The 23097-nt window shown below is 54.9% G+C and carries 22 protein-coding genes and 2 riboswitches; of the genes, 16 read left to right on the forward strand and 6 right to left on the reverse strand.

What is annotated here, in order from left to right; genetic code table 11:
• Positions 1-231: 231 nt before the first annotated feature.
• The 3 genes from FD38_RS01405 to FD38_RS01415 form a co-directional block, all read right to left on the reverse strand.
• The gene (locus FD38_RS01405; RefSeq protein ID WP_057730475.1) at positions 232-1854 is read right to left on the reverse strand and encodes a putative polysaccharide biosynthesis protein; all 1623 of its coding nucleotides are present in this window, start codon (positions 1852-1854) and stop codon (positions 232-234) included.
• Between the two features lie 105 nt (positions 1855-1959).
• Positions 1960-2274 (reverse strand): DMT family transporter, encoded by a 315-nt coding sequence (locus tag FD38_RS01410; protein ID WP_057730477.1) that lies wholly within the window; start codon positions 2272-2274, stop codon positions 1960-1962.
• On the reverse strand, positions 2274-2597 hold the full coding sequence (locus FD38_RS01415; protein WP_057730479.1) for a DMT family transporter: 324 nt from the start codon (positions 2595-2597) through the stop codon (positions 2274-2276). The genes FD38_RS01410 and FD38_RS01415 overlap by 1 nt, the downstream gene beginning before the upstream one ends.
• Positions 2598-2653: 56 nt before the next feature.
• A riboswitch (guanidine-I (ykkC/yxkD leader) is annotated at positions 2654-2754 on the reverse strand.
• Positions 2755-3143: 389 nt separating this feature from the next.
• Between FD38_RS01415 and FD38_RS01420 the strand changes: the two genes are divergently transcribed.
• From FD38_RS01420 to FD38_RS01445, 6 genes are all read left to right on the forward strand, one after another.
• Positions 3144-4142, forward strand: coding sequence for a zinc-dependent alcohol dehydrogenase family protein (locus FD38_RS01420; RefSeq protein WP_057730481.1), 999 nt, complete (start codon positions 3144-3146; stop codon positions 4140-4142).
• 15 nt (positions 4143-4157) lie between these two features.
• Positions 4158-4937 carry a DUF6198 family protein gene (locus tag FD38_RS01425; protein ID WP_057730483.1) on the forward strand — a complete coding sequence of 260 codons (780 nt, stop codon included), beginning with the start codon at positions 4158-4160 and terminating at the stop codon, positions 4935-4937.
• A gap of 635 nt (positions 4938-5572) precedes the next feature.
• Complete coding sequence (gene scrK / locus FD38_RS01430) at positions 5573-6448, forward strand: fructokinase ScrK (protein WP_057730484.1); 876 nt, start codon at positions 5573-5575, stop codon at positions 6446-6448.
• 29 nt (positions 6449-6477) lie between these two features.
• Complete coding sequence (locus FD38_RS01435; RefSeq protein WP_057730485.1) at positions 6478-7482, forward strand: zinc-dependent alcohol dehydrogenase family protein; 1005 nt, start codon at positions 6478-6480, stop codon at positions 7480-7482.
• Between the two features lie 83 nt (positions 7483-7565).
• Positions 7566-8291 (forward strand): DUF6198 family protein, encoded by a 726-nt coding sequence (locus tag FD38_RS01440; protein ID WP_057730530.1) that lies wholly within the window; start codon positions 7566-7568, stop codon positions 8289-8291.
• Positions 8292-8294: 3 nt separating this feature from the next.
• Complete coding sequence (locus tag FD38_RS01445) at positions 8295-8687, forward strand: VOC family protein (RefSeq protein WP_057730487.1); 393 nt, start codon at positions 8295-8297, stop codon at positions 8685-8687.
• Between the two features lie 442 nt (positions 8688-9129).
• On the opposite strand, the gene FD38_RS01450 is transcribed toward FD38_RS01445, so the two are convergent.
• A complete protein-coding gene (locus FD38_RS01450) occupies positions 9130-9708 on the reverse strand; it encodes a TetR/AcrR family transcriptional regulator (protein WP_057730488.1) in 579 nt (192 codons plus the stop codon).
• 259 nt (positions 9709-9967) lie between these two features.
• On the opposite strand from FD38_RS01450, the gene FD38_RS01455 reads away from it, so the two are divergent.
• The 4 genes from FD38_RS01455 (at position 9968) to FD38_RS01470 (ending at position 15989) form a co-directional block, all read left to right on the forward strand.
• On the forward strand, positions 9968-12889 hold the full coding sequence (locus FD38_RS01455; RefSeq protein ID WP_057730490.1) for a YhgE/Pip domain-containing protein: 2922 nt from the start codon (positions 9968-9970) through the stop codon (positions 12887-12889).
• A gap of 56 nt (positions 12890-12945) precedes the next feature.
• A riboswitch (TPP riboswitch) is annotated at positions 12946-13046 on the forward strand.
• Between the two features lie 64 nt (positions 13047-13110).
• Entirely contained in the window at positions 13111-14283 is a 1173-nt protein-coding gene (gene cytX, locus FD38_RS01460) for a putative hydroxymethylpyrimidine transporter CytX (RefSeq protein ID WP_147007851.1), read from the forward strand.
• A gap of 174 nt (positions 14284-14457) precedes the next feature.
• Positions 14458-15003, forward strand: coding sequence for a hypothetical protein (locus tag FD38_RS01465; protein ID WP_057730493.1), 546 nt, complete (start codon positions 14458-14460; stop codon positions 15001-15003).
• 353 nt (positions 15004-15356) lie between these two features.
• Complete coding sequence (locus FD38_RS01470) at positions 15357-15989, forward strand: pyridoxamine 5'-phosphate oxidase family protein (RefSeq protein WP_057730495.1); 633 nt, start codon at positions 15357-15359, stop codon at positions 15987-15989.
• Positions 15990-16091: 102 nt separating this feature from the next.
• Here the strand turns inward: FD38_RS01470 and FD38_RS01475 are convergent, their stop codons facing one another.
• Positions 16092-16667: a cadmium resistance transporter gene (locus tag FD38_RS01475; RefSeq protein WP_057730497.1), complete on the reverse strand. Its 576-nt coding sequence runs from the start codon at positions 16665-16667 to the stop codon at positions 16092-16094.
• Between the two features lie 162 nt (positions 16668-16829).
• On the opposite strand from FD38_RS01475, the gene FD38_RS01480 reads away from it, so the two are divergent.
• The 4 genes from FD38_RS01480 to yaaA all read left to right on the forward strand — a co-directional run bounded on the left by FD38_RS01480 (position 16830) and on the right by yaaA (position 19972).
• Positions 16830-17339 (forward strand): TetR/AcrR family transcriptional regulator, encoded by a 510-nt coding sequence (locus tag FD38_RS01480; protein WP_057730498.1) that lies wholly within the window; start codon positions 16830-16832, stop codon positions 17337-17339.
• A gap of 9 nt (positions 17340-17348) precedes the next feature.
• On the forward strand, positions 17349-18407 hold the full coding sequence (locus tag FD38_RS01485; protein WP_057730500.1) for an FtsX-like permease family protein: 1059 nt from the start codon (positions 17349-17351) through the stop codon (positions 18405-18407).
• Between the two features lie 4 nt (positions 18408-18411).
• Positions 18412-19086 carry an ABC transporter ATP-binding protein gene (locus FD38_RS01490; RefSeq protein WP_057730502.1) on the forward strand — a complete coding sequence of 225 codons (675 nt, stop codon included), beginning with the start codon at positions 18412-18414 and terminating at the stop codon, positions 19084-19086.
• Between the two features lie 139 nt (positions 19087-19225).
• Positions 19226-19972 (forward strand): peroxide stress protein YaaA, encoded by a 747-nt coding sequence (gene yaaA / locus FD38_RS01495; RefSeq protein WP_057730503.1) that lies wholly within the window; start codon positions 19226-19228, stop codon positions 19970-19972.
• A gap of 47 nt (positions 19973-20019) precedes the next feature.
• On the opposite strand, the gene FD38_RS01500 is transcribed toward yaaA, so the two are convergent.
• Entirely contained in the window at positions 20020-21207 is a 1188-nt protein-coding gene (locus FD38_RS01500; protein ID WP_057730505.1) for a multidrug effflux MFS transporter, read from the reverse strand.
• Between the two features lie 664 nt (positions 21208-21871).
• Here FD38_RS01500 and lepB point away from each other — a divergent pair.
• On the forward strand, positions 21872-22462 hold the full coding sequence (lepB, locus tag FD38_RS01505; protein ID WP_057730507.1) for a signal peptidase I: 591 nt from the start codon (positions 21872-21874) through the stop codon (positions 22460-22462).
• 161 nt (positions 22463-22623) lie between these two features.
• A complete protein-coding gene (locus tag FD38_RS01510; RefSeq protein ID WP_057730508.1) occupies positions 22624-23079 on the forward strand; it encodes a MarR family winged helix-turn-helix transcriptional regulator in 456 nt (151 codons plus the stop codon).
• The last annotated feature ends 18 nt before the right edge of the window (positions 23080-23097 follow it).

Genomic DNA, 23097 nt, shown 5'->3' on the forward strand with positions numbered 1-23097 from the left:
AACAAGATTTTCCAATAACGCACGGTTTTACTAAATTGAATCTAAGCCAATGATTAATATTTACCCAGTAAGTAATCACGACAACCCCCCCTACCAGATTTTTGGCAGGGGGGGTTGTCGTGATTGACTATGCTAGTGTTAGTTGCGATAGATTCGGTTAAGGGTAAGATGCTAAAAGTGTTGGAAACCTATTTATCATTTATCTAGAAATTAATTAGCACTATACGTAATTTATTCAAAATGTTTATACCGGAAGTACTTGTACGCCAGTTTGCGTTGGAACAAACGTTGTGACAAGCCGGACTGGTTGGCCAGTAGCAGGTAGATGGCCAGGTAGATCAGCCCGAAGACCGCGCAGAAAACCAAGGCGGTAAACTTCCCGTGCAGGTTGGTGATTGGGAAGATGAAGTGCAGCACGATTCCAATTACCAGCACGGCGACCACTAGCCCTAGGTTGACCAGGATGATCTGGCCCAGACTCCGAAGGTTGACGCCGTAGTATTTGCGGACCACGTGGAGCCCACTGAAGAAGATGACCCCAAAGGCGATGCTGGTCGCCAGGATGGCCCCAAGTCCCTGGAAGAAATAAACTAACGGGAACTGGAGAACGAGTTTGACCACGAGCCCAATCAGCAATAACCAGGAGGCTTTTTTGCTCATCCGTAGGGCCTGCATCACGGTCAGAATGTTGACGCCCATCCCCAGCAACAGACTTTGCAGGACGTTGAAGCTCAGGTAATGCCCCCCCAGCACGTCGAAGTTAAAGAAGATGCCGTAGATGGGGTAGGACAGCGCGCAAATCATGATGACGGCCGGTAACAAGAAGAAGGTCAACAGGTTCAAGTTGGACTCGATGTCGCGTTGAATCCCCGTCATGTTGTCCTGCACGTGAGCGATTTTACTGGAAATCAAGGGTAACGAGGTTTCCGAAATCGCCATGGCTAGCGACACGACCACCGTGGTGATCTTGTTCGGGTTGGCCGAGAAGATGGTGTAGGCGTACTGCGTGGCGTTGGCCGAGTGGTGCAGTAAGCCCTGCATGATTTGTTTGAAAAACAGTTGATCGACCAACTGGCAAATCGAGATGGCGGACCCCACCAAGATGAACGGAATCGATTCGTACACGATGGTCCGAATCATGCCAAACAGGTCGCGCGTCGACGACTGCCGGTCGGACCCGGCGATGTCGGCCGGGGCGCCGGACCCGCGTAACCGCCGCAAGAGGTACAGGTAACTGGCGACGGCCCCCACGAAGGCGGCGAAGGTACTGAAGACCACGGCTTCTTTGTAGTCGCGTCCCAGGACCTCGATGATCACGTAGGTCCCTACCAGAATGGCGATGACCCGGATGAACTGTTCCCAAAGCTGGGAAACTCCGTACGGTTTTAGGTCGGAATTGCCCTGAAACCAGCCCCGTAAGACGCTCATCGAGGGAATCAAGACGATGGCCGGCACCAGACTGCGGAGCGTCAAGATGGCGCTGGACGCCGAACTGACGGGACTGGTCCGCGCGATGGTCGGGGCCAGGACCCACAGGAGAATCCCGCAGATGATCCCGGACGCGAGCATCACCACGAAGCCAATCTGACCCACGCGTCTGGCGTTGCGGGGCTCGGCCTTCCCGTTGAAGTAGGCGACCCGGCGTGCAACGGCGGAGGGAAACCCGGCGGTCCCTAAGGAAATAAACAGCGCGTAGGGGGTGTAGGCCGTGTTGAACAGGGCCTGCGCGGCGGTCTGGTGACTGGGCGAGCCAATCATGTACAACCAGGGGATCAGGTAGACGATGCCCAGCACCCGCGAGATGATACTCCCGAAGGACAACCAAAAGGTTCCCGATAGAATTTTTTTATTCATTAAAATTTTACAACTCTCTAGTTTAAATTTAGTGGCCGGAAATCGGCACTCGTTGTTTCATTTTAAGCGTCCGGCCCCTAAAAGAAAAGGGGCAATCGCCCGGGATTAGGCAACTAGCTTCAAGCCGATGGTCGCGCTCAGAATCACGGCGACCCACAGCAACTTGCGCCAATCGCGGGATTCACCGAAGAACAGCATGCCGGTCAGCACGCCGCCGGCCGCCCCAATCCCGGTCCAGATGGCGTAGGCCGTCCCCATCGGTAGCGTCTGTAAGGCCAGGTCGAGCCCGCCGAAGCTCACGGCAAAGGCCACGACCATGGCGACCCACAGGATGCGGCGAGGCCGACTGAGTGCCCAGTTCATGAAGGTCACGCCCAGCATCTCGCTGAGCCCCGCTAAAATCAACCAGAACCACGCCATTAGGCTTCACCACCTTTCGTCACGGTCTGTAGACCGCCAATGCCCAGAATCAATCCGCCAATCAGACCTATTTTGACCCAGCTAAAGGGTTCCCCGAACAGCAACATGCCCACGGCGCTAGTCCCCAGGGTGCCCAGACCCACGAAGACGGCGTAGGCCGTGCCGGCCGGGATGTGGCGACTGGCCGTGATCAAGAAGTAAAAACTCAAGTAAACGGCCACGGCGGTCAGCCCCCAAGCCCACAACGTGCTGGCGTGCTTAAACCCGATGACCCAACTGACCTCGAAGATGGCGCCGAGGCCGACGCGAATCCAATGTTTCATTTAAAATTCCTCCTAAATCGCCAAAAAAGCCCGAGAAATTTTGTCGTGATGACAAAATCTCCCAGGCTTTTTCCCTTCCGTGTGCCGCAAGTATGATCTTGCGGGGCCTTCTCTCGGACCAGACCGGCGGTGCCGCGGAACCCTAGAAAGCCAAGTATGCGATTGATTAAGTGAGGCTAGCTTAGCACGAAAGGCTGAAAGGGGCAAGGCGGCCGTTTTCATTTTGGGGGTTATCAACCACTTAATGTGATTAAAATCACTAAATATCACAATCGATTACATTGTAGATAACTGGGGGCTGTTACGGATTTTCAGAAAACTAGAGACCGATAATCCCCCTAGAAATCAGCGATAGCGATGCTATACTAATCTCGATTCAACGAAATGTTTCCAGCCGCGGGCCGGGTGCGTTAGTCGAGTTTGTGTGGTGGGTAACGATAAGGGCCTTACAACCTTAAATGTACCCGGGAACTCGTTTAGGCTAAATTGCAACCGGTTGCGCGGCACTTCCTAAAAATTAAGCAGTTTAAAAGGAGTTTGTTAACAATGAGGGCTTTAGTCTTAACCGGGAAAAAACAATTGGCGTTACAAGCGCTGCCCACCCCAACCGTGGCGGCCAACGAGGTCTTGATCAACACCGCCTACGCTGGGATCTGCGGGACGGACCGGGCGTTATATGCCGGGCTTCCGGGTTCCGCCGATGCCGTGCCGCCCATCGTTTTGGGCCACGAAAATTCGGGGACGGTCGCCGCAGTCGGTGCTAACGTCACCAACGTTCAGGTGGGCGACCGGGTCACGGTCGACCCCAACATCTACTGTGGGCAGTGCGAGTATTGCCTGACCGATCGGCCGGAACTCTGTGACCACTTATCCGCGGTCGGGGTCACCCGTAACGGTGGCTTGGAACAAAGCTTTACGGCCCCGGCCTCGGTCGTTTACCGTGTCCCGGACAACGTGTCGTTGAAGGCCGCGGCGACCACCGAACCTATCTCCTGTGCGGTCCACGGCTTGAAACTCTTGAAGCTGACGCCGTACCAAAAGGCGTTGGTCGTGGGGGACGGCTTCATGGGCCAGATCTTCGCACAACTCTTGCAGGCCTACGGGGTTCACCAGGTCGACTTGGCCGGTCGGAACGACCAGAAGTTGGCCTTTAATCACGACAAGTTCGGGGTGACGCGGACCTTCAACACCACCCGCGACACGTTACCCGCCGATTACGACGTGGTCATCGAGGCCGTGGGCTTACCCCAGACCCAAGAACAGGCCGTCGAAGCTACCAAGAAGGGGGCCCAGGTCCTGATGTTTGGGGTCGGGCAACCGGACCAGACCTTCTCGATGAACACCTACGAGGTTTACCAGAAGCAACTGACCATTCAGGGCGCCTTCATCAACCCGTACGCCTTCAAGGATTCCCTAGCCTTACTCGCCAGCGGTCAACTGGACGTCGAGTCGTTGATCAGTCATGAAGTCAGTCTCGAACAAGTTGAAGACGTGCTGAACGGCCAAGTCAGTGGTGTCAGCAAGGCCGTCGTTAAAGTGCAATAAGAAGAAGGGTTTAAAATGAAAGTTGAAGCAACTTCTGAATCGTTAGCCGCCCCCACCAGCGGGGTGTCGCAACGCACGATTTCACTGGGCAAGGCCATCGCGTATTTCGCCTTCTCCCTGGTGATCAATTCGGCGGGGAACGTGTTGACGCTGGTCACCAGCGCCAAGATTCATCCCTCGTTTTTAGGGGCGGCCTACTGGACCGCGGCCGAGGCCAACCTGGGGACCGCCTTTCACTGGAACCTGTTTTGGGCGTTTCTGGTCATGGGTTTCTTGACGGCGGTGCTCAACGCCATCTTGATGCATAAGTGGAGTTGGAAACGGATCACCGGTAACATGGTCTTTATGGTACCGTTCTCCGCGTTGATTCAACTCTTCGAAAACTTCTTCATGGGCGACTACCCCAACCTGTTTACCGGGTTGCCGGCCGCTCGGAGTACCGGGATGGTGATCTTCTACGTGGCGTTGAACTTCCTGGGAGTAGCGCTGATTGCCACGGCGATTTCCATCTATCAGCGGGTCAACCTGGTCTTGCACCCGGCCGATGACTTGATGCAGATCCTGCGCTTCCGCTACTTCCACGGGCAAGCCGCCAAGGCCATGTGGGCGTCCTACATTCCGCCGACCCTGATGGCCATCATCGCCATTCTGGTGACGCACCAGTTTACCAACTTTGGTTTGGGCACCGTCTTCGCCTTTGTGGCGCAGGGGGGCATCACCGGGATTGCCGATAAGTGGGTCTTCCCCAAGTTGAAACACCAAGCCTTAGACGTCGGGACTAAGGAAACAAACTAAAATTTAGTGCTTCCGGGCTAACCCAGTCAGCAATGGGCGGGAACGGGTTTTGGGTGGGCACGGCTTCAAGCCCGGGGCCCAGGTCTTGAAGACCGACCTTTGTCTAACCCGACAAAAGACGTCGGCTAAGACAAACTTCACTCCTGAGCCCATTTCTGACTGGCCCTCCAGCTCACGTTAGGTATAATGGCAACTTAAATGGGTTCTGTTTAATTAAGAGATATATGGTTGGTTAATTCGACTGGTCATTGAGTTTTACAACTGATTTTAAATGTTAACCGTAATGGTCACGCCTTCCACTGGGGAGGCGTGACTTTTTGTTTACCGGTTAAAGTTTGTGAACCCGGCCGCCCCGGTCCAACCAAGCGGCTTTTTCCCGCTCGTTACCGACGCCTCCCCCGTGAAAACCAGAAAATTGGCTAAAAATGTACGAAAAATGTAATCGATTACATTTTGAATATTAGTCGTTTTCTTGACCTTTTCACAAAATCAACAACCCTGAAAAGGGGTAGGCAGGTGAAAACACAGATGCTATGATGAAAGCGTTTTAAAGGTGATGAAATCAATCACGAACGCATCTTAAATTAATTCGGGAAAGCTAAGAAAGGCTTCCCCAACCACTGGAGGTGGCAACTATGCAACTTGGAAGCATTGAAGCGGGCGGTACAAAGTTTGTTTGTGCCGTCGGGGATGAGAACTACCGGGTTCAGGACAAGGTTCGGATTCCAACGACCACGCCCGAAGAAACCCTCAGCAAGAGCATTGCTTACTTTAAACAGTTTCCAGAATTGAAGGCCCTAGCCATTTCGTCCTTCGGTCCGATCGAGCTACGGCATAATTCGCCAAAATACGGGTACATCACGGACACGCCCAAGAAGGGGTGGGCCAACACGGATTTTCTGGGTCGGCTGAAACAAGACCTCGACATCCCGATGTACTGGACCACCGACGTGAACGGCTCGGCTTACGGTGAATACGTGATGTCGACGCTCTTCAACGAACAGGTCAATTCACTGGTCTACTTCACGATTGGGACCGGCGTCGGGGCCGGCACCATTGTCGATGGTAAGTTCATCGGCAGTATGGGTCATCCGGAAGTTGGTCACGTGCGGTTGAAGCGCCATCCCGACGACCTCGACTTCCCCGGCATTTGCCCGTTCCACGGCGATTGCCTGGAAGGTCTGGTCAGCGGACCGACGTTTGACGCCCGGCTGGGGAAGCCCGGCAAGGACGTGCCGTTGACCAATCACGTCTGGGACATCCTGGCATACTACGTGGCCCAAGCGGCGTTACAAGAAACGTTGCTAGTGCGGCCGGACAAGATCGTCTTTGGCGGTGGGGTGGTCAGTGAGCCATTCCTGGTCAAGGTGCGGGCCGAGTTCGACAAGTTGCTCAACCACTACGTCGACGTTGGCAAGTTGGAAGATTACATTGTGATGCCGGCCGTTAAGGAAAACGGGTCGGCGACGCTGGGAGATTTCGCCCTGGCTTTAAACGAGTACAACAAATAATAACTATATTTTAAAGGGAGCGCTTAATGATGAAAGCCTTAGTTTTAACTGGTACCAAGAAGTTTGACATTCAAGATTTACCCACCCCAGAAGTAAAGCCTGATGAGGTCTTAGTCAACACGGCCTACGCCGGTATTTGTGGGACGGACCGGGCCTTGTACGCCGGGTTACCTGGTTCTGCCAACGCGGTGCCACCGATTGTTTTAGGCCACGAAAACTCCGGGACGGTCGCCGCAGTCGGCGCCAACGTGACCACCGTTAAAGTTGGTGACCGGGTCGTCGTTGATCCCAACATCTACTGTGGCAAGTGTGAATATTGCTTGACCGACCGGCCAGAACTCTGTGACCACTTATCCGCGGTCGGGGTTACCCGTAACGGGGGACTCGAAAAGTCCTTCACCGCGCCAGCTTCCGTGGTTTACCCAATTCCTGACAGCGTCTCCTTGAAGGATGCCGCCACCACTGAACCTCTTTCCTGCGCGGTTCACGGGGTGCAACTCCTGAAGTTGACGCCTTACCAAAAGGCCTTAGTCATCGGGGATGGCTTCATGGGTCAACTCTTCGTCCAACTCTTACAAGCTTACGGCGTTCACCAAGTCGACTTAGCCGGGATCATTGACGAAAAATTAGCTTTGAACAAGGAAAAGTTCAACGTGGTCAACACTTACAATACCACGCGGGACAAGATTCCGGCTGATTACGACGTGGTCATCGAAGCCGTTGGGTTACCACAAACGCAAGAACAAGCTGTCGAAGCCACTAAGAAGGGCGCACAAGTCCTGATGTTCGGGGTCGGCAAGCCAGACCAACACTTCTCTATGAACACTTACGAAGTTTACCAAAAGCAACTGACCATCCAAGGGTCCTTCATCAACCCATACGCCTTCAAGGACGCGATTGCCCTGTTAGCCAGTGGTGAAGTCAACGTCGATCCGTTGATCAGTCACGTGGTGGGCTTGGATGAAGTCGAAGGCGTCTTGAATGGCGACGTTAAGGGCGTCAGCAAGGCCGTTGTGAAAGTGACCGAGGACTAAATAGAAGGTAAGGGATTAATGTGAAAGCTGATATCGCAACCAATTACCACGAGGAGGCCACACCATTGGAGACGAAACGAACCATGTCGATGTCGAAGGCCATTGCCTTCTTCATCCTCTCGCTGGTGATCAACTCCGCTGGGAACGTCTTAACGCTAGTCACCAGTACTCAGATTCACCCCTCGTTTCTAGGGGCGGCTTACTGGACGGCGGCCGAAGCCAACATGGCTACGGCGGTCCACTGGAACCTATTCTGGACGTTTCTGATTGTCGGGTTTTTGACTTCGGTCTTAAACGCGATTCTGATCCATCACTGGGATTGGAAGCGGGTGGCCGGCAACATGGTCTTCATGGTGCCGTTCTCCGCGCTGATCCAGTTCTTCGAGGACTTCTTCTTAGGGAAGTATCCAGCGGTGTTTACCGGGTTTCCGGCGGCGCACGGTTGGGGGATGGACCTCTTCTACGTGGCGTTGAACTTCCTAGGGGTAGCGTTGATTGCGACTGCCATTTCCATCTATCAGCGGGTCAACCTGGTCTTGCACCCGGCGGACGATCTGATGCAGATCTTACGTTTCCGGTACTTTAAGGGCCAAGCGGCCAAAGCCATGTGGGCGTCGTACATTCCGCCGACCATCATGGCCATCATCGCATTACTCATCACCAAACAATTTACCAACTTCGGGTTAGGCACCCTATTTGCCTTTGTTGCGCAAGGCAGCATTACGGGTATCGCCGACAAATGGGTCTTTCCCAAGCTGAAACACCAAGCATTGGACGTGGGACGCGACGTTCCCGTCAAGGAGGATTAAGTTATGGCGATTCAAGATTACTTTACGGGCATTCAACACGTGGGGATTCCCTCCGCGGACTTAGACAAAACGATTGCGTTTTACAAGAGTATCGGGTTCGAACAGGCGGGCCTCTTCCACAACGGGGATAACCGGTGTGCCTTCATGAAGTTTGGCAACCTGATCATCGAAACCTGGGAAGGCGACCCGACCAATCCACAAGCCGGTGCCATCAACCATATTTCCATGAACACCACCGACGTTGACAAGGCCTTTGCTGCCGCTAAGGAACAGGGTTTAGACCTGGTCAACGACGAGATCCAATCGATTCCGACGTTCTGGGACAAGGGGATTCGCTTCTTCAACATCCTGGGACCCAACCACGAAACCATCGAATTCTGCGAAATTCTTAAATAACTGCGATTTTCACTAGAATCTGGTTTAAAAGATAAATCTAGTGGATTCAGCGCTTCCGAGCCAGTCAGGAATGGGCTGGAACGGGGTGGGCACGGCTTCAAGCCCGTAGCCCAGGTCTTGAAGACCGACCTTTGTCTAAGCTGACTGAAAAACGTCAGCTAAGGCAAATTTCCCCCCTGAGCCCATTCCTGACTGGCTCTCCAGCTAATACTGGTCATTAAGACAACTACAATGTTTTCCAATTAAATGGCAAACAATAGGTGGTCATTTGATTGGTGATTAAATTTTAAGACAGGCACTAGCTAAAAACTGGTCCGCTCTTCCGTTTATCGGAGGAGCGGACCAGTTTTTTTAAGTGCGGTTAATCAGCTCAGTGTTTCAGAGAGTAAACGATTGAGAATTTTACAAAAATCGGGTTAACTGGGGGTGGCCGCGACCGGGGTTAATTGAAGAAGGTGCTGACCCCGGTCATGTTCAGGCGTTCGACGTACTGCTTGAACACGGTTCGGTCAATCTTGCCGCCGGTGGCCTGAGTCGAAAAATAACTGAAGAGCGATAACGTGTTGTGGATCAAAAAGTGCGCGGCAATCAACGCGTCTTGTCGACTGAGCGGGTAGGAGTCCCGAATCGCATCGGCCAGGACCTGCGTCAGTTGGCGTTCGATGCGGTTGGCGAACCGGCTGTAGTCGTCGGAGAATAACAAGCGTTTGACCGCCGCGGAATGGGCCTCGGCGAAGTCGACAAAGTCGTCTAACAAAAGGCCGGGGTGTTGGTAGACCGTCTTGATGGGGTGCTGGTGAATGATGGCGGCTAGTTGACGGGTGATTTGGTCGGCGAATTGGTTGACCAGGTCGTCGATGGAATTGTAATGCAGGTAGAAGGTTTTGCGGTTGATGCCGGCGGCCCTGGTGAGGTTAGTTACGGTAATGTCCTGATAATCATGGTGAATCGCTAATTCCTCTAAAGCCTGAGTTAACGCCCGTTGGGTGCGTAAAACGCGTTTATCCGTCGTCGTCATCATCGTTAATCTCCTTTAAGTTACACCCCAATTTTAGTCAATCTGGGGTTTATACCCCAACCTTGGTGTTTTTGATGTGGGCAGGCGGTGCGCAACCGGTTATAGTAACTCGTGCGTGGTTGGGAGGGACCTGCGGGTGCTTGCCCCTACTATAGCATAGTTGGTCGCCGCTGAAGGCTCAGGAAGCGGCGGCCACCCGGAAAGTTAACGACGTGATTGGAATAGTCAATTGATAAAAAATCGGCATAAAGGGAGTAATGCAATGTTTAAAGCGGAATGGGGTTATCTGCGGCAACACAAGTTCATGGTCATCGTCCTGTGCGTCATCATGTTCATTCCGTCGATCTACGCGGTGACCTTCTTGAAATCCATGTGGGATCCGTACGGGAAGACGGGCGATTTACCGGTCGCAGTGGTCAATCAGGACCAACCCGTGACCTATCAGGGCAAGCACCTCAGTGTGGGCCGAAATTTAACGCAAAATTTGAAGGACTCTAAGGCCCTCGACTTCGAGGCGATGCCGGCCAGTCAAGCACACGCGCGGTTGAAACAAGGGAAAGTTTACATGGTGCTGACGATTCCGCAGAACTTTTCCCAGAACGCGACCACGCTGCTGGACCAAAAGCCCCAGGCCATGAATCTCCACTACGATACCAGTGCTGGTCAGAGTTTCATCGCCAGCAAGATGTCCGAGTCGGCGATGAGCACGATTCGGGCCAACGTCGCCAATCAGGTGACCAAGCTGTACGCCAAGACCATGTTTGGGGCTATCAAGCAGCTAGACACGGGGATGGGCACGGCCGCGAAGGGGAACCAAAAGTTGGCGACCGGTAGTCGGAAATTAAAGGCGGCCAATCAGAAGATCGCCACTAACCTGAACACCTTAGCCAGCAGTTCGTTGAAGCTGCAAAGCGGGAGCCAGACGCTGACCACGGGCTTGAACAAATACATCGCCGGGGTCGACGAGTTACAGGCGGGCAACCAGAAAGTCGTGAGTGGCTTAGACCAACTGCTGGCTAAGAGCAACCAGTTGGTGTCCGGGGTCACGCGGTTGAGTCAGGGGGCCCAGAGCCTAAACGGCGGGGTCACCAGCTACGTGGCCGGGGCGCAGCAAGTCAATACCGGCGCCACCAAGGTCAACCGGGGTGCCCAGCAGGTGGCCAGTGGGACCCAGCAATTTGGCCAGGGGACCGCTAAGCTGGCGTCCGGAACCACCCAGTTTGGGCAGGGCCTGACCACCTACGTCAACGGGGTCGGCAGCGTCAATAGCGGTGCAACCAAGCTGAACCAGGGCGTCGCACAGCTCCAGTCGAAAACCGGCACGTTGAACGAGTCCACCACTAAGCTGGCTACGGGGGCCACGAGTCTCAATAGCGGGTTAAAGACGCTGAGCACCAATAGCGCGACGTTGACCAGCAACCTGCAGGCGCTCCAAAAGCAACTCAGTCAAAGCACGACCAGTACCGCCGCGGCCACCAAGGCCATTGCGGCGGCCAAGCAACAAGCCGGCGCTAACGGCATGACCGGCGTGAAGACCGCGTTGGGCCAGCTTGAAACGGCGGTCAAGGCCAGCGGTTCGTTACACCAGGACGTGGCCGCGACGGCCGACGCCCAGAAGCTCACCGGCGCGCAGAAGGCCGCCGTGCTGGCCACCGTCGATAAGTCGGCCAATACTACGGCCATCACCACAGCGTTGGGCAGCCTGAGTTCGGCCATCAGTGACGCTACTGCCACTACGACCGATACGGCGGCCACCAAGGCGTTAGCAGCGGCCGGGAGTCAGCAGGACCAGCTAGCGGCGACCGTTGGGAAGCTGGCCAGTGGCTCGCAGGCCCTGACCGGCGGCCTGCAAACGGCGGCCACCAGTTCGGATCAGTTGGCCACGGGCTTAACGCAGGTCAATGCGGCGCTCCCGGGTCTCACCACGGGAGTCGATCAATTGGCCAGCGGGGCCCGGAGCCTAGCGGGCGGCACGGCCAAGTTGACCACCAGCGGCCAGCAACTGACTAGTGGATTCCAGACCGTGAATACCGGGGCCGCGGCGCTGAATCAAAAGAGTCAACAACTCGCTAGCGGCGCCAATCAGGTGGCTAGTGGGACCCAAAAACTCACGACCGGGACCGGTCAGCTGAGCCAAAAGGGTGCTCAGTTGACCAGTGGTGCTGGCCAGGTGGCAAGTGGCTTGCAACAGATGCAAACGCAGCTGCCGAGTCTGACCAGCGGGGTCTCGCAACTCGCTAACGGGAGTCAACAGGTCGCCACGGGTTTAGGTCGATTGGCCACCAATGGTAGTCAGTTGACCAGTGGGGCCAACCAGCTGGCCACCGGGACGGGGCAAGCCGCGGCCGGGGCTAAGCAACTGGCGAGTGGTGCGGGCCAAGCGGCACAAGCCGGCGGTCAGGTCCAGGCTGGCAACCAACAGTTGGCGACCAAGCTGGGGTCGGCGGCCGCTAAGGGGCAGCTGAACCCGTCGAAGTTGACCTACGCGCAGGTGGCTAAGCCCGTGACCACGACCCATACCGATAAGGATGACGTGCCGAACAACGGGACCGGGATGGCGCCGTACATGATGTGCGTTTCCCTGTTCGTGGGCGCCTTAGCATTGAACATGATGTTTGACCTCTACACGCCCCACCGGTTCCCGAAGTCGGGGATTCAGTGGTGGGCCAGCAAGGCCAGCATCTGGGGCCTCTTCGTCCTATTAGAGACCGGCATCATGTTTACGTTGATGATGGTCATCGACGGCTTGCGGCCGATTCACCCGTTTGCCACGCTGATCGTCTTACTCTTAGCGGCGGCCACGTTCATGACCATCGTGGCCTGGTTGAACCTGGTCTTCGGTAAGGCCGGCTCGTTCTTCAGTATGGTCCTCTTGGTCCTGCAATTGGGCGCGTCGGCGGGGACCTACCCAATTCAGTTGTCCAACCACTTCTTCGAAACCATTCACCCGTGGCTCCCCATGTCTTATAGCGTCGAGGGGTTACGGCAAACGTTGATGACCGGGAATACGGCCTGGCCGGAAATCGGGATGCTCTTCGGCTTCCTGCTCTTCTTTACCGGCTGTACCTGGTTGTTCTACCTGCGACGGTACGCGCGGCTCAAGCGCATCGACTTTAGTGATCCGTTAGCCGTACAGGCCACCCAAAACGGCTTAGCTCGGCGTATGGCGCGGCAAAAGCAATAGCCACCGTTGTGTTTTGCGGCGTTTCGGCTTATCATGAGAGGTAATCAATTAAATCGAAAAAACACTAGGGGTGCCGTCATGGCTGAGATGGACGTCCGTCCGATCCCTTTGAACCTGTTGAGTTAACACTCGCGAAGGAAAGTGTCCAGACTAGAAAACGTCACTTCGTTTGCGTACGGCAACGGGTGGCGTTTTTTTCGGGATAAAGGGGTTTGACTGACATGACGATTCACTTGCGGAGTTTGTTTTTACTGTGGTTAGGGGCGGCAATCTCGATCGCTGAAATCGTGACCGGGACTTTGGTGGCGCCGTTGGGATGGCAACGGGGCTTGCTGGCGATTCTGGTCGGTCACCTGATTGGCTGCGGCTTGTTCCTGCTGCCGGCGGCCTACCTGTCGGCGTTGCGGCAACAGTCCGCCATCGGGGTGACCCAGAGCGTCTTTGGTCCCTGGGGCGTGCGGTTGTTTTCCCTGCTTAACGCGCTACAACTGTTGGGCTGGACGGCCGTGATGATTGTTAACGCGCAGGTGGCGATGAACGGCATCGCCCAGCACCTGTTTCATTACCGCTCGACGCTGGTGATGGCCAGTATCGTGGCGGTTTTGATTATCGTTTGGCTGTTACTGGACCACCAGTGGCTGTTTCGGATTAATAATTTAGTGGTGATTTTGCTGGCCGTGGGGATGTTTCTGATGATGGGTGGCATCATGGCTCAGGGCCACGTTCACGCGCTCACTGGCGGCCAATTGACCTTTGGGAGTGCCGTCGAACTAAACGTGACCATGGCGCTTTCCTGGCTGCCGCTGATTGGGGACTATACGCAAAAAACGACCCAACCCTGGCGCGCGAGTTGGGTCAGCGTCTGCGGTTACTTTGTCGGCAGCGTGGCGATGTTTGCCATCGGGCTGTTCACCGTGGTCTTGACGGGGCAGGCCGACTTTACGGCGGTGCTGGCGCAGTCGCAATGGGGCTTGGTGGCGTTACTGGTGATCGTCTTTTCGACGGTGACTACCACCTTCATGGACGCGTATTCGGCGGCCACCAACTTGAATAACCTCTGGCACCGTGGTCACGTTAATTTGTGGGGCGTCGGGGTCACGGTGGTCGGCTGGGCGATTGCCTTGGGTGTGTCCATGGCCTATTATCAGAATTTCCTGTACGCCATCGGGGCGGTCTTCACACCGCTCTTTGCCATTCTGGCGGTCAGCGTGTTTATCCTCCACCGGCGCTTGGCCTGGGGCTGGAACTTTGCGTGGTGGCTGATTGGGACCCTGGGGTATTCGTGGCTCCAACGGCTAGACTTCATCGGCGGGACCACGTTGTTATTGTTGGTCCTGCTGAGTCTGGCGGTCTACCTGACTAGCCGGTTTACGCGGCTCTATGCGCTGGACTGACGGGGTGGTAGTTTAACCCGCCGATACGCGAATGCTTTGGTGCAAATATAGACGTTGAAAGTAACTCGCAAAAAACGTCTGTATTCGAAAAAATTCCACCGTTAGCAGCTGACGCCATAATGTGTCATGGCAGTATGCTACATTGGACATACTAACTGCTAAAGGGGAATTATTATGATGAAGAAAACTTTGATTAAGCAAATTGCCATGATTGGTGCGGTCGTCGTCGGCATGCTGGCATTCGGTGGGACAACGCAGGCAAGCGCTGCTAATTATCATTTCAATTCACGTACAATTACCTACCATGTAAGTGCGTCATCAAAACGGTGGAAAAATATCTGGGCAAAAGCAATTCACAATTTTGATAATAACGGAACGATTAAATTGAAGGCTGCTTCGAAGAAAAAAGCAAAGATGCAATTAACCACTTTTTCAAATACTGGGCATTATAAGGGTGTTCTCGGTCCTATTGAGGCTTCCTTTGGTACGAATGAAAAAGTTTTCACTCACACTTATGTTAAGCTTAATTGGAAGCTTATGAATAAGTATGGATATACAAATAAGCAACGGATGTGTGTAGCGACAAATCGCATTGCAGGGGCCTTAGGTCTAAGTGATTCATCTGCTAAGAACAGTGTATTAAATGATAATGAATGGAACTACCGGTTAACAGCTGGTGATAAACTCGCCATCGCAAAAGCATACAAAGGCGTCAAGTAATCGCGGATACAATTGAATCTTTAAAGCGAGAAATCTTAACTAAAAGCGTTGTGGGACGGTCCACCAGACTAGCGGACTCAGCCACAACGCTTTTTAAATTCCTTTACAAATAGATCTTAACCAGTAACGAAAACGAACAGCCAATCATCAGGGAATAACCTGCCGTTGATGAGCCGCTCATTTTTTGCAGCTATTGGGCCTCCCGTCGTCCTAATTAGGCTCAAACTGGTCGCCGCTGGGCTAGCCGGGGTTATCTTGAAATTATGATGGGTGGCTTCTGCGGGTTAACGAAATCAGATACAATGAGTAAAGACTTAACTCGCATTATACATACAGTAGTACAGGAGGTTATCATGCGTAAGGAACTTTACTTGGATCACCCGACCATTAATTGGGTGCTCGACCATTGCAAGATTTTACGACTGGGGTTAGTGGACGATGGGGAGGCATACGTGGTGCCGGTCCATTACGGCTACGAGGAAACCGCCGACGGCCACTACCGGCTGTACGTTCACGGCACCAGGGACGGGCACAAGGGGCAGTTATTAGCGACCAACCCCACGGTCGGGTTTGAAACGGACGGCGGTCACGAACATCTGACCTACACGCCACCCAAGGAAGGGGCGTTCGGACCGGCCTTTCGTAGCGTCATGGGTCACGGTCAGGTGACCACATTGATCGACATGAACGCCAAGGCCCACGCGCTACGCGTCCTATTGCACCGCTACGTGCGCGATATTCCCGTGGCGCTTCACCCGGAAAAGTTAGCCAAGGTCGCCGTCTGGCAGATTGACGTGACCGATATTTCGGCTCGCGTACACCACCCCACGGCGGCTTGGCAGGCGGCACTGGGATTACACGAACCGGTCTCCCGGGGGATTCACTACGGCGACCACGGGGAAGTTCTGAGTGACGATGCGGTGGCACCGGCGAATGAACCGGCAGCGGATGCGACCAGTGGCGCTTCGGTGAACGACCAGGCGTAAGGTGGCGGATTCCGTCAGCATTAAAGCGAACAACCTTAACTAAAAGCGTCGGGGAACAGTCCACCAGACTAGCGGACTGAACCACGACGCTTTTAAATTTCCTTACAAATAGGACTTAACCAGTAATGAACAGCCGATCAGCAGGTACAGCCCGCCGGTGATGAGCCGTTCGTTTTTTTGCAGCCAGCGGTGGTTGGGAAAGTGGGCCAAGCCGCGGGCCACCAGGTAAAAGATCGTCAGCATGGCGTACAGGGTGACCAACAGGATGCCGACCTGGGGTGTGGTGGCCTGGGTGAACAGGGGGATGTAGACGCTGATGTTATCGGCGCCGGTCGAAACGATTAAGAGCGCGATGGTCCAGGGTAACCGCCGGTGCGCCGAGCCGAGGTCGGCGGCCGTAGGGGGGGTGTCGGCGGGATGGCTGAACAGCGTTTTGAGCCCAATCAGGATGGGAAAAATGCCCAGGACTCCCAGAATCAGCGTTTGGGGCAGGTGGCGCAGGGGGTAGGCGCAGGCGCCGCTGATCAGCAGGAGCAGGGTGGTGCCGAGAAAGTCGCCCCAATAGATGGCGCGGCCCGCGCGTCGACCGTGCAGGCCGAAGAGGAGCGTGAGGAGAATCAAACAATCGATACTGGTGGAGGCATAGGCAACGATGCCCGTTAAAATGGTGGTTAGCAAGGTGAACGTCCTCTTTCGAAAGGGTCTCTGAGTCCTAGCGTACCATAGGACGGCCCGGTGGCTCATGAAAATTTTTTAATTAAAAGTTGACACGGTGTCACCTTGTGGCTATACTGATGAGTAATTAAGTGACACGGTGTCACTATTCGAGGAGGTGGGGGCATGCCAACCCCAACGTTTGACCATTTAGCCCCAGAAAAAAAGGACCGCATCACGGCGGCCCTACTGACGGAATTTTCCCAATACGGACTCGCCGACGCCCAAGTTGCACGCATCGTGACCGCGGCGGGCATCGCCCGGGGGGCCTTTTATAAATACTTTGCCGATTTGACCGACGCCTACCAGTACCTCTACGGGGTGGCGCTTAGCGAGATTCACCAGGCGATCCCCAGTGAGGCGCGCAACGGGGACCTGATGACGGATTACCAAGCGGTGGTCCAGTTCGTCGACCAGGTCAGCAACAGTCGTTACTACCGGCTGATTCAACGGCACTTTACCCAAAATGAAAGCCTGGTTCCCGCGCCACCACTCGCGCCCGCCACGATGCCGGCAACGGCCTGGGCGGCGATGGTGTTGAGCCACGCGACCATCAAAGAAATTTTACTCGCGCCCGACCAGCAGGCCGCGGCGCTGCAGCGGTTACGAACGGCGTTGGCCGCATTAGCCAGTTAGGAGGACCCCATGTTTTTAGCTTTAAAGGAAATTCGCCACGAAAAGCTGCGTTACGGCTTGATTATTGGCATGATTTTATTAATTAGTTATTTGGTCTACGTGTTGAGTGGGCTGGCCTACGGGTTGGCGCAACAAAACACCCAGGCCATCGATAGTTGGGACGCCCAGACGGTGACTCTCGACCGCGACGCCAACGTGAGTCTGTCGCAGTCGTTGATCACCACCGCCACGGCCAATAAATTAACGTTGACCAAGCACCAGGCCTACGTGGGCCAAGCGGGCGTCGTCGCCAAGGCCAAGGGCAAGACCAACGTGTCGACCCAGTTCTTAGGCTTAGATAAAACGCAATTTATCGCCAAGAACCTGAAGCTGACCACGGGGCATAAACCCACGACCAACCGCCAAGTCGTCGCCGATACCTCGTTACAGAATCAGGGTTACCGGGTGGGCGACCACATCACGTTAAACTCGATCAACACCAAGTTTACGATCGTCGGCTTTACCAAGAACGCCAAACTCAACGTGGCTCCGGTGGTTTACGGGACGTTGGGCGCTTGGCGGACGTTACGGGGCGTGGCCCCAACCATGCAGGCCAGCGCCATTGTGTCGCAAAAGTCGGGGAAGACCACCACGAGTCCGTTGAAGACCTATAGCGTTCAGGCCTTCGTGAACGAATTACCGGGGTATTCGGCCCAGAACACGACTTTTGGCTTCATGATTGGGTTCTTGATGATCATCGCCGTGGTGGTCATCGCGGTCTTCTTGTACATCCTGACCATGCAAAAACTGCCGAACTACGCGGTCTTGCGGGCCCAGGGAATCCCGGCGCGCTTTCTAGTGGGCAACACTATCAGTCAGGCCCTGGTCTTAGTGGTTAGTGGCCTAGTCTTAGGTGCATTGTTGACCTTTGCGACCATGCGGGCCTTACCGTTGGGCGTCCCCATCAGCTTTAACTTACCGCTGCTGGGCGGCGTGACCCTAGGCATCCTGTTGACCGGGGTACTGGGGGCGTTGATTCCCGTGCGGCTGATTCTCAAGGTCAATCCCGTTACCGTGATTGGAGGATAAAGGTATGGCAACTTTAACATTGGAACACGTCGATAAGGTTTTTGGGCAAAAGACCAGCCGGGTCCAGGTCTTGACCGACGTTAATTTTGAAACCACGGCCGGCGAACTGAGCCTGGTCTTGGGACCGTCCGGGGCGGGGAAGAGTACCTTTCTGACCATCGCCGGCGGCTTACAAACGCCTAGTCAGGGGAACGTGCAGATCGACGGTCAGGCGCTGGGTCAGCTGTCGGCGCACGACCGCGACCAACTGCGATTGAACCGCATCGGGTTCATCCTCCAGGCCCACAACCTGGTGCCGTACCTGACCGTCAAGGACCAGTTTCGGCTGGTCGACAAGGTCAAGCCTAAGGGCAACCTGTCGGCGGCGGACCTGACGAAATTACTGGCGAATTTGGGCATCGACAAGGTGGTCAACCAGTACCCCGCTGAGCTTTCCGGGGGGCAAAGCCAACGGGTGGCGATTGCCCGGGCGTTGTACCAGAATCCGGCCATCATCTTAGCCGACGAACCCACGGCGGCGTTGGACAGTGAACGGGTCAAGGTCGTGGGGGCCCTGCTCCAACGACTGGCTCGCGAACAGAACAAGGCCATCGTGGTGGTCACCCACGATTTGCGGCTCCGCGACTTCGCCGACCACGTTTACCAGTTGATGGACGGGCATTTGACTTTAGAATCGTAATGCCGGTTTGAACGGCTGACGCTGGTTCAGACAACTTGAAACTTAACGATTGGCGCCTGGGGCCTAGGGACCTCCCTGGGCGCTTTTCGATCGCGAGCCCAATTTTGTGGTATTCTGAACCTCTAAGGAGGCGACTGACGTGAAGATTATCATTGCACCGGCGAAGAAGATGGTGGTGGCGCCCGACGACTTTGCTGTGCGGGACCAGCCCGAATACCTGGCGCAGACCCGGCAGATTCTGGCCGCCTTACGCCAATTATCGTACCCGCAGGCACAGGCGCTGTGGCACTGCAGCGATAAGTTGGCCCGGCCCAACTACGACTGGCTGCAGCGGCTCGACTTGACCCGCGACCTGACCCCCGCGTTGATCGCCTACAGTGGGATTCAGTACCAGTACATGGCCCCCGACTTATTTACGGCCCCGGCGCTGGCTTACGTGCAAGCGAACCTGCGAATCTTGTCGGGTTTCTACGGCATCTTACGACCGTTCGACGGGGTGGTGCCCTACCGGTTGGAAATGCAGGCGAAATTGGCGGTGGCCGGCGCCAAGGACCTGTACGCCTTTTGGGGTGCGTGGCTGTACCAAGCCTTGCGGCACGAACAAGGGCCCATCGTGAACCTGGCCTCGCAGGAATACACTAAGGCCATTACGCCGTATCTGACGGCTAACGATCAACTGATCGACGTAACCTTTGGAAGCTTGGTGGGGGACCGGGTCAAGGTCAAAGCCACGCTCGCCAAGATGGCCCGCGGGGCGATGGTCCGGTACCTCGCGGAACACCAGGTCACCGACGTAGCGGGTATTCGCCAGTTCGACCACCCGGACTACCGGTTCAGCGCGGCGCGGTCGACGGCGCAGCACCTGGTCTTTCTTTATCAGAAATGAAAAAACGACCCGCATTACCGTCATGGGTAGTGCGGGTCGTTTTGAGATTAAGCGTGACGTTGTTGGAAACGCGTGAGGCCGTACGCCCCGGCGTTGCAGACGAACAGCATGATGGCCATGGCCGCGTACGAGCTCCCGGACATCCCGGCTAACGGGGAAGCCAGGCCCCCGAAGGCGTTTTGCGCCAGACCAATCACGGCCGAAGCGCTCCCGGCGTTTTGCGCCGCTTGGTCCATGATGACGGTCACGGTCAGCGTTAGCAAAGCGCCAATCAGCATGACCATCAGTAAGACCAACCCGATGACTAGCCAGACGTTGGCCGGGAAGAGGAGTGAGACCAGTAGAACGGCGCTGACGCCCATTGCGGCTAGCAGCAGGCCGGTCAACTGTTGCCGGTTGGAATAGCGCTTGGCTAACCGGGCGGGCAGGTTGCTGCCGACCACGATACCCAGGCCGTTAAAGGCGTACAGAAGACTAAAGGTTTGTGGCGGTAGGCCGAAACCACTTTGAAAGACGAAGGTCGAGGCCGAAATGTAGCTGAACAGTCCCCCGTAGACCAGGCCGGTGGCCACGATCATGGGCCAAAAAGCCGGTTGGGTGAAGAAGTGTCCCATGGCCACGAACGAGGCCCGGTAACCGCCGGCCTGTCGTTGGTCGGTCGGTAACGTTTCGTGCAGGCCGAAGAAGACGGCCACGGCGATGGCTAACCCAATGAGCGCCAGCAAAACGAAGATGGCTTCCCAGTCGACGTAGCGAATCATGAAGCCTCCGATGATGGGCGCGATGATGGGGAAGACCCCGTTGACGGTGTTCAGCATGGCGTAAAACCGGGTGAGTTTCTTACCGCTGAACAGGTCACGGGCCACGGCGCGGGCAATCACCTGACCGGTCGCCCCGGCGATTCCCTGAATGAAGCGTAGCGTAATCAACAGGGTGATCGAGTGGATGAAGGCGATGGCTAAAGAGACCAGGCCAAAGACGATAAACCCAATCACCAGGGGATGCTTGCGGCCGTGTTGGTCGGATAACGGTCCGGCGATGAGTTGGCCTAACGCCAGGCCCACCAGACAACTGGTGATGCTCAGTTGCATCAGTGAGGCGTTGGTCATGAATTGCGTCCGCATTTGCGGTAAGGCGGGTAAGTAAAGGTCGATAGCAAGCGGACCGGTGGCACTCACGGTTCCCAATAGGAGCGTGAGCCAGATTTGCCGGCCGCGCGATAGTGAAGCGTTCAAAGCGGTCACCCTTTCGAAGAAGTAATGGAATAGTTATGTAATTTTATGATCGTAATACGAGTTAGGTTAAAACGGGTCACCCTCCGGCGTTTAGGTTGAATATATGGGGCTACCTATGGGGGTACCTTGATGGCTTGAAACGATGATTGATTAAACGAATAGTATAATTAGGTAGCTGGAAGGAATTCCTTAAAGTTGCCATTGTTGCCAGTGTGAGCTGGAGGGTCAGTCAGAAATGGGCTCAGGGGTGTCGTTTGTCTTAGCTGACGTTTTTAGTCGGCTTAGACAAAGGCCGGTCTTCAAGACCTGGTCTGTGGGCTTGAAGCCGTGCCCACCCCGTTCCAGCCCATTTCTGACTGATCCGGAAGCGCTTAGTGAAGATGTTCAAGATAGACTCTAACCCGCCGTAAAAATTTAGGTGATGCCGGCGGCCGTTTCAGACAGCTATTGGCTATTATCAGGGGAAACCGGGGAATTTGCAAGTTAATACTGGTCTAGTCCGGTCAGAATCTTCACAAAAAGATTAATTTCAGCTAAAAAGTGGGTATTTTACGTTGTAAATGGTAAGATTAAAGACAGTTAAACTTACTCTAATTCGGTAGTGGCCGTTGATAATGACCGCTATTGCGTAAAATTAATTGCGAGGATTATAAGGAGCTACACTATGCAGAAAACAAAGGAAGTTATGAGCTGGGTTATTCCCATTCTGATCGGGTTAGCACTGGCGTTATTGATCAAGCAGTACGTCTTCACGCGGGTCAAGGTTGACGGACCATCGATGGAGCCCAACCTGGACAACGCCGAAAAGGTCATCGCCTATAAACCGGCGAAAATCAAGCATTTGAGTGTCATCGTTTTTGACGCGTACGGGGAAGACCCGTCGGCCAAGACGCACACCAACTACGTCAAGCGGGTGATTGGGTTACCCGGTGACAAGGTTAAGAGCGAGAACGGCTACATCTATATCAACAATAAGAAGGTCAAGCAAAGCTTCATCAGTGAAGCCGAACGGACTTCCGGAACTGGTAACTGGACGCTGGCCAGCATCTCGAAGCAAAACGGCTGGGCCAAGGGCAAGAAGGTCACCGTGGTGCCTAAGGGCAAGTACTTTGTCTTAGGGGATCACCGGAGCGTGTCTAACGACAGTCGTTACTGGGGCTTTGTGGACAAGGATAAGGTCGTTGGCGTGGTCAAAGTGCCATTCTGGACCTCAACCAAGACGAAACGGGCTAACGTTAATTCGGTAGCCTTCTGAATGCGAAACGTGGTGGTGCGGGAGTCGATTCCCGGGTCACCGCGTTTTTTGGTCTTAGGGCGGGGTCATTGCGGGCGTGAGTGGTTAAGGGGTTGCTTGACTTTTAGCCCTAATTAGTATATGCTTGCGCACGTAATTTTAACGAAGGGGGCTGGGAGACCATGGTCACACCGGCAAATGATTCGGATATCTTGAAATGGTTATCGATCGCGAATCGCTATACGCGGATTGCCTTGGATCGCCGGCTACAGCCTTACCGCCTGAACGCCAGCATGTATTACTACATCTTGCGGTTGCACGAACAACCGCGCATGACGCAGGATCAGTTGATCAGCCTGACCTATCTGAACCCCAGTAACGTGACCCGGGCCGTGAACCAATTGGTCAACCTGGGTTACGTGCGCAAGCGGCAGTCCAAGAGTGATAAACGGGTCTACGAACTTTCCCTGACGCGCCGAGGCGAACAACTCTATCCGGAAATCGTGAAGCTACGCCAAGGTGTGGCCGATGAGTTGTTAGCGGATATCCCGGTCGCACAGCACGACGAACTGGTGGCGCAGATTCGCCAGTTAGCCTTGCGGGCCGTGGCTAACGAGAACCCCGGATCAGCAGACTAGAAGATAATCGAGTGAGGC

It is taken from the genome of Levilactobacillus zymae DSM 19395 (genome assembly GCF_001434115.1).
GTDB lineage: Bacteria > Bacillota > Bacilli > Lactobacillales > Lactobacillaceae > Levilactobacillus > Levilactobacillus zymae.

Excerpts from the sequence above, each read along its gene's own strand:
- FD38_RS01405 (WP_057730475.1), bottom strand. The coding sequence starts at position 1,854 with ATGAATAAAAAAATTCTATCGGGAACCTTTTGGTTGTCCTTCGGGAGT.
- FD38_RS01410 (WP_057730477.1), bottom strand. The coding sequence starts at position 2,274 with ATGGCGTGGTTCTGGTTGATTTTAGCGGGGCTCAGCGAGATGCTGGGC.
- FD38_RS01415 (WP_057730479.1), bottom strand. The coding sequence starts at position 2,597 with ATGAAACATTGGATTCGCGTCGGCCTCGGCGCCATCTTCGAGGTCAGT.
- FD38_RS01420 (WP_057730481.1), top strand. The coding sequence starts at position 3,144 with ATGAGGGCTTTAGTCTTAACCGGGAAAAAACAATTGGCGTTACAAGCG.
- FD38_RS01425 (WP_057730483.1), top strand. The coding sequence starts at position 4,158 with ATGAAAGTTGAAGCAACTTCTGAATCGTTAGCCGCCCCCACCAGCGGG.
- scrK (WP_057730484.1), top strand. The coding sequence starts at position 5,573 with ATGCAACTTGGAAGCATTGAAGCGGGCGGTACAAAGTTTGTTTGTGCC.
- FD38_RS01435 (WP_057730485.1), top strand. The coding sequence starts at position 6,478 with ATGAAAGCCTTAGTTTTAACTGGTACCAAGAAGTTTGACATTCAAGAT.
- FD38_RS01440 (WP_057730530.1), top strand. The coding sequence starts at position 7,566 with ATGTCGATGTCGAAGGCCATTGCCTTCTTCATCCTCTCGCTGGTGATC.
- FD38_RS01445 (WP_057730487.1), top strand. The coding sequence starts at position 8,295 with ATGGCGATTCAAGATTACTTTACGGGCATTCAACACGTGGGGATTCCC.
- FD38_RS01450 (WP_057730488.1), bottom strand. The coding sequence starts at position 9,708 with ATGATGACGACGACGGATAAACGCGTTTTACGCACCCAACGGGCGTTA.
- FD38_RS01455 (WP_057730490.1), top strand. The coding sequence starts at position 9,968 with ATGTTTAAAGCGGAATGGGGTTATCTGCGGCAACACAAGTTCATGGTC.
- cytX (WP_147007851.1), top strand. The coding sequence starts at position 13,111 with ATGACGATTCACTTGCGGAGTTTGTTTTTACTGTGGTTAGGGGCGGCA.
- FD38_RS01465 (WP_057730493.1), top strand. The coding sequence starts at position 14,458 with ATGATGAAGAAAACTTTGATTAAGCAAATTGCCATGATTGGTGCGGTC.
- FD38_RS01470 (WP_057730495.1), top strand. The coding sequence starts at position 15,357 with ATGCGTAAGGAACTTTACTTGGATCACCCGACCATTAATTGGGTGCTC.
- FD38_RS01480 (WP_057730498.1), top strand. The coding sequence starts at position 16,830 with ATGCCAACCCCAACGTTTGACCATTTAGCCCCAGAAAAAAAGGACCGC.
- FD38_RS01485 (WP_057730500.1), top strand. The coding sequence starts at position 17,349 with ATGTTTTTAGCTTTAAAGGAAATTCGCCACGAAAAGCTGCGTTACGGC.
- FD38_RS01490 (WP_057730502.1), top strand. The coding sequence starts at position 18,412 with ATGGCAACTTTAACATTGGAACACGTCGATAAGGTTTTTGGGCAAAAG.
- lepB (WP_057730507.1), top strand. The coding sequence starts at position 21,872 with ATGCAGAAAACAAAGGAAGTTATGAGCTGGGTTATTCCCATTCTGATC.
- FD38_RS01510 (WP_057730508.1), top strand. The coding sequence starts at position 22,624 with ATGGTCACACCGGCAAATGATTCGGATATCTTGAAATGGTTATCGATC.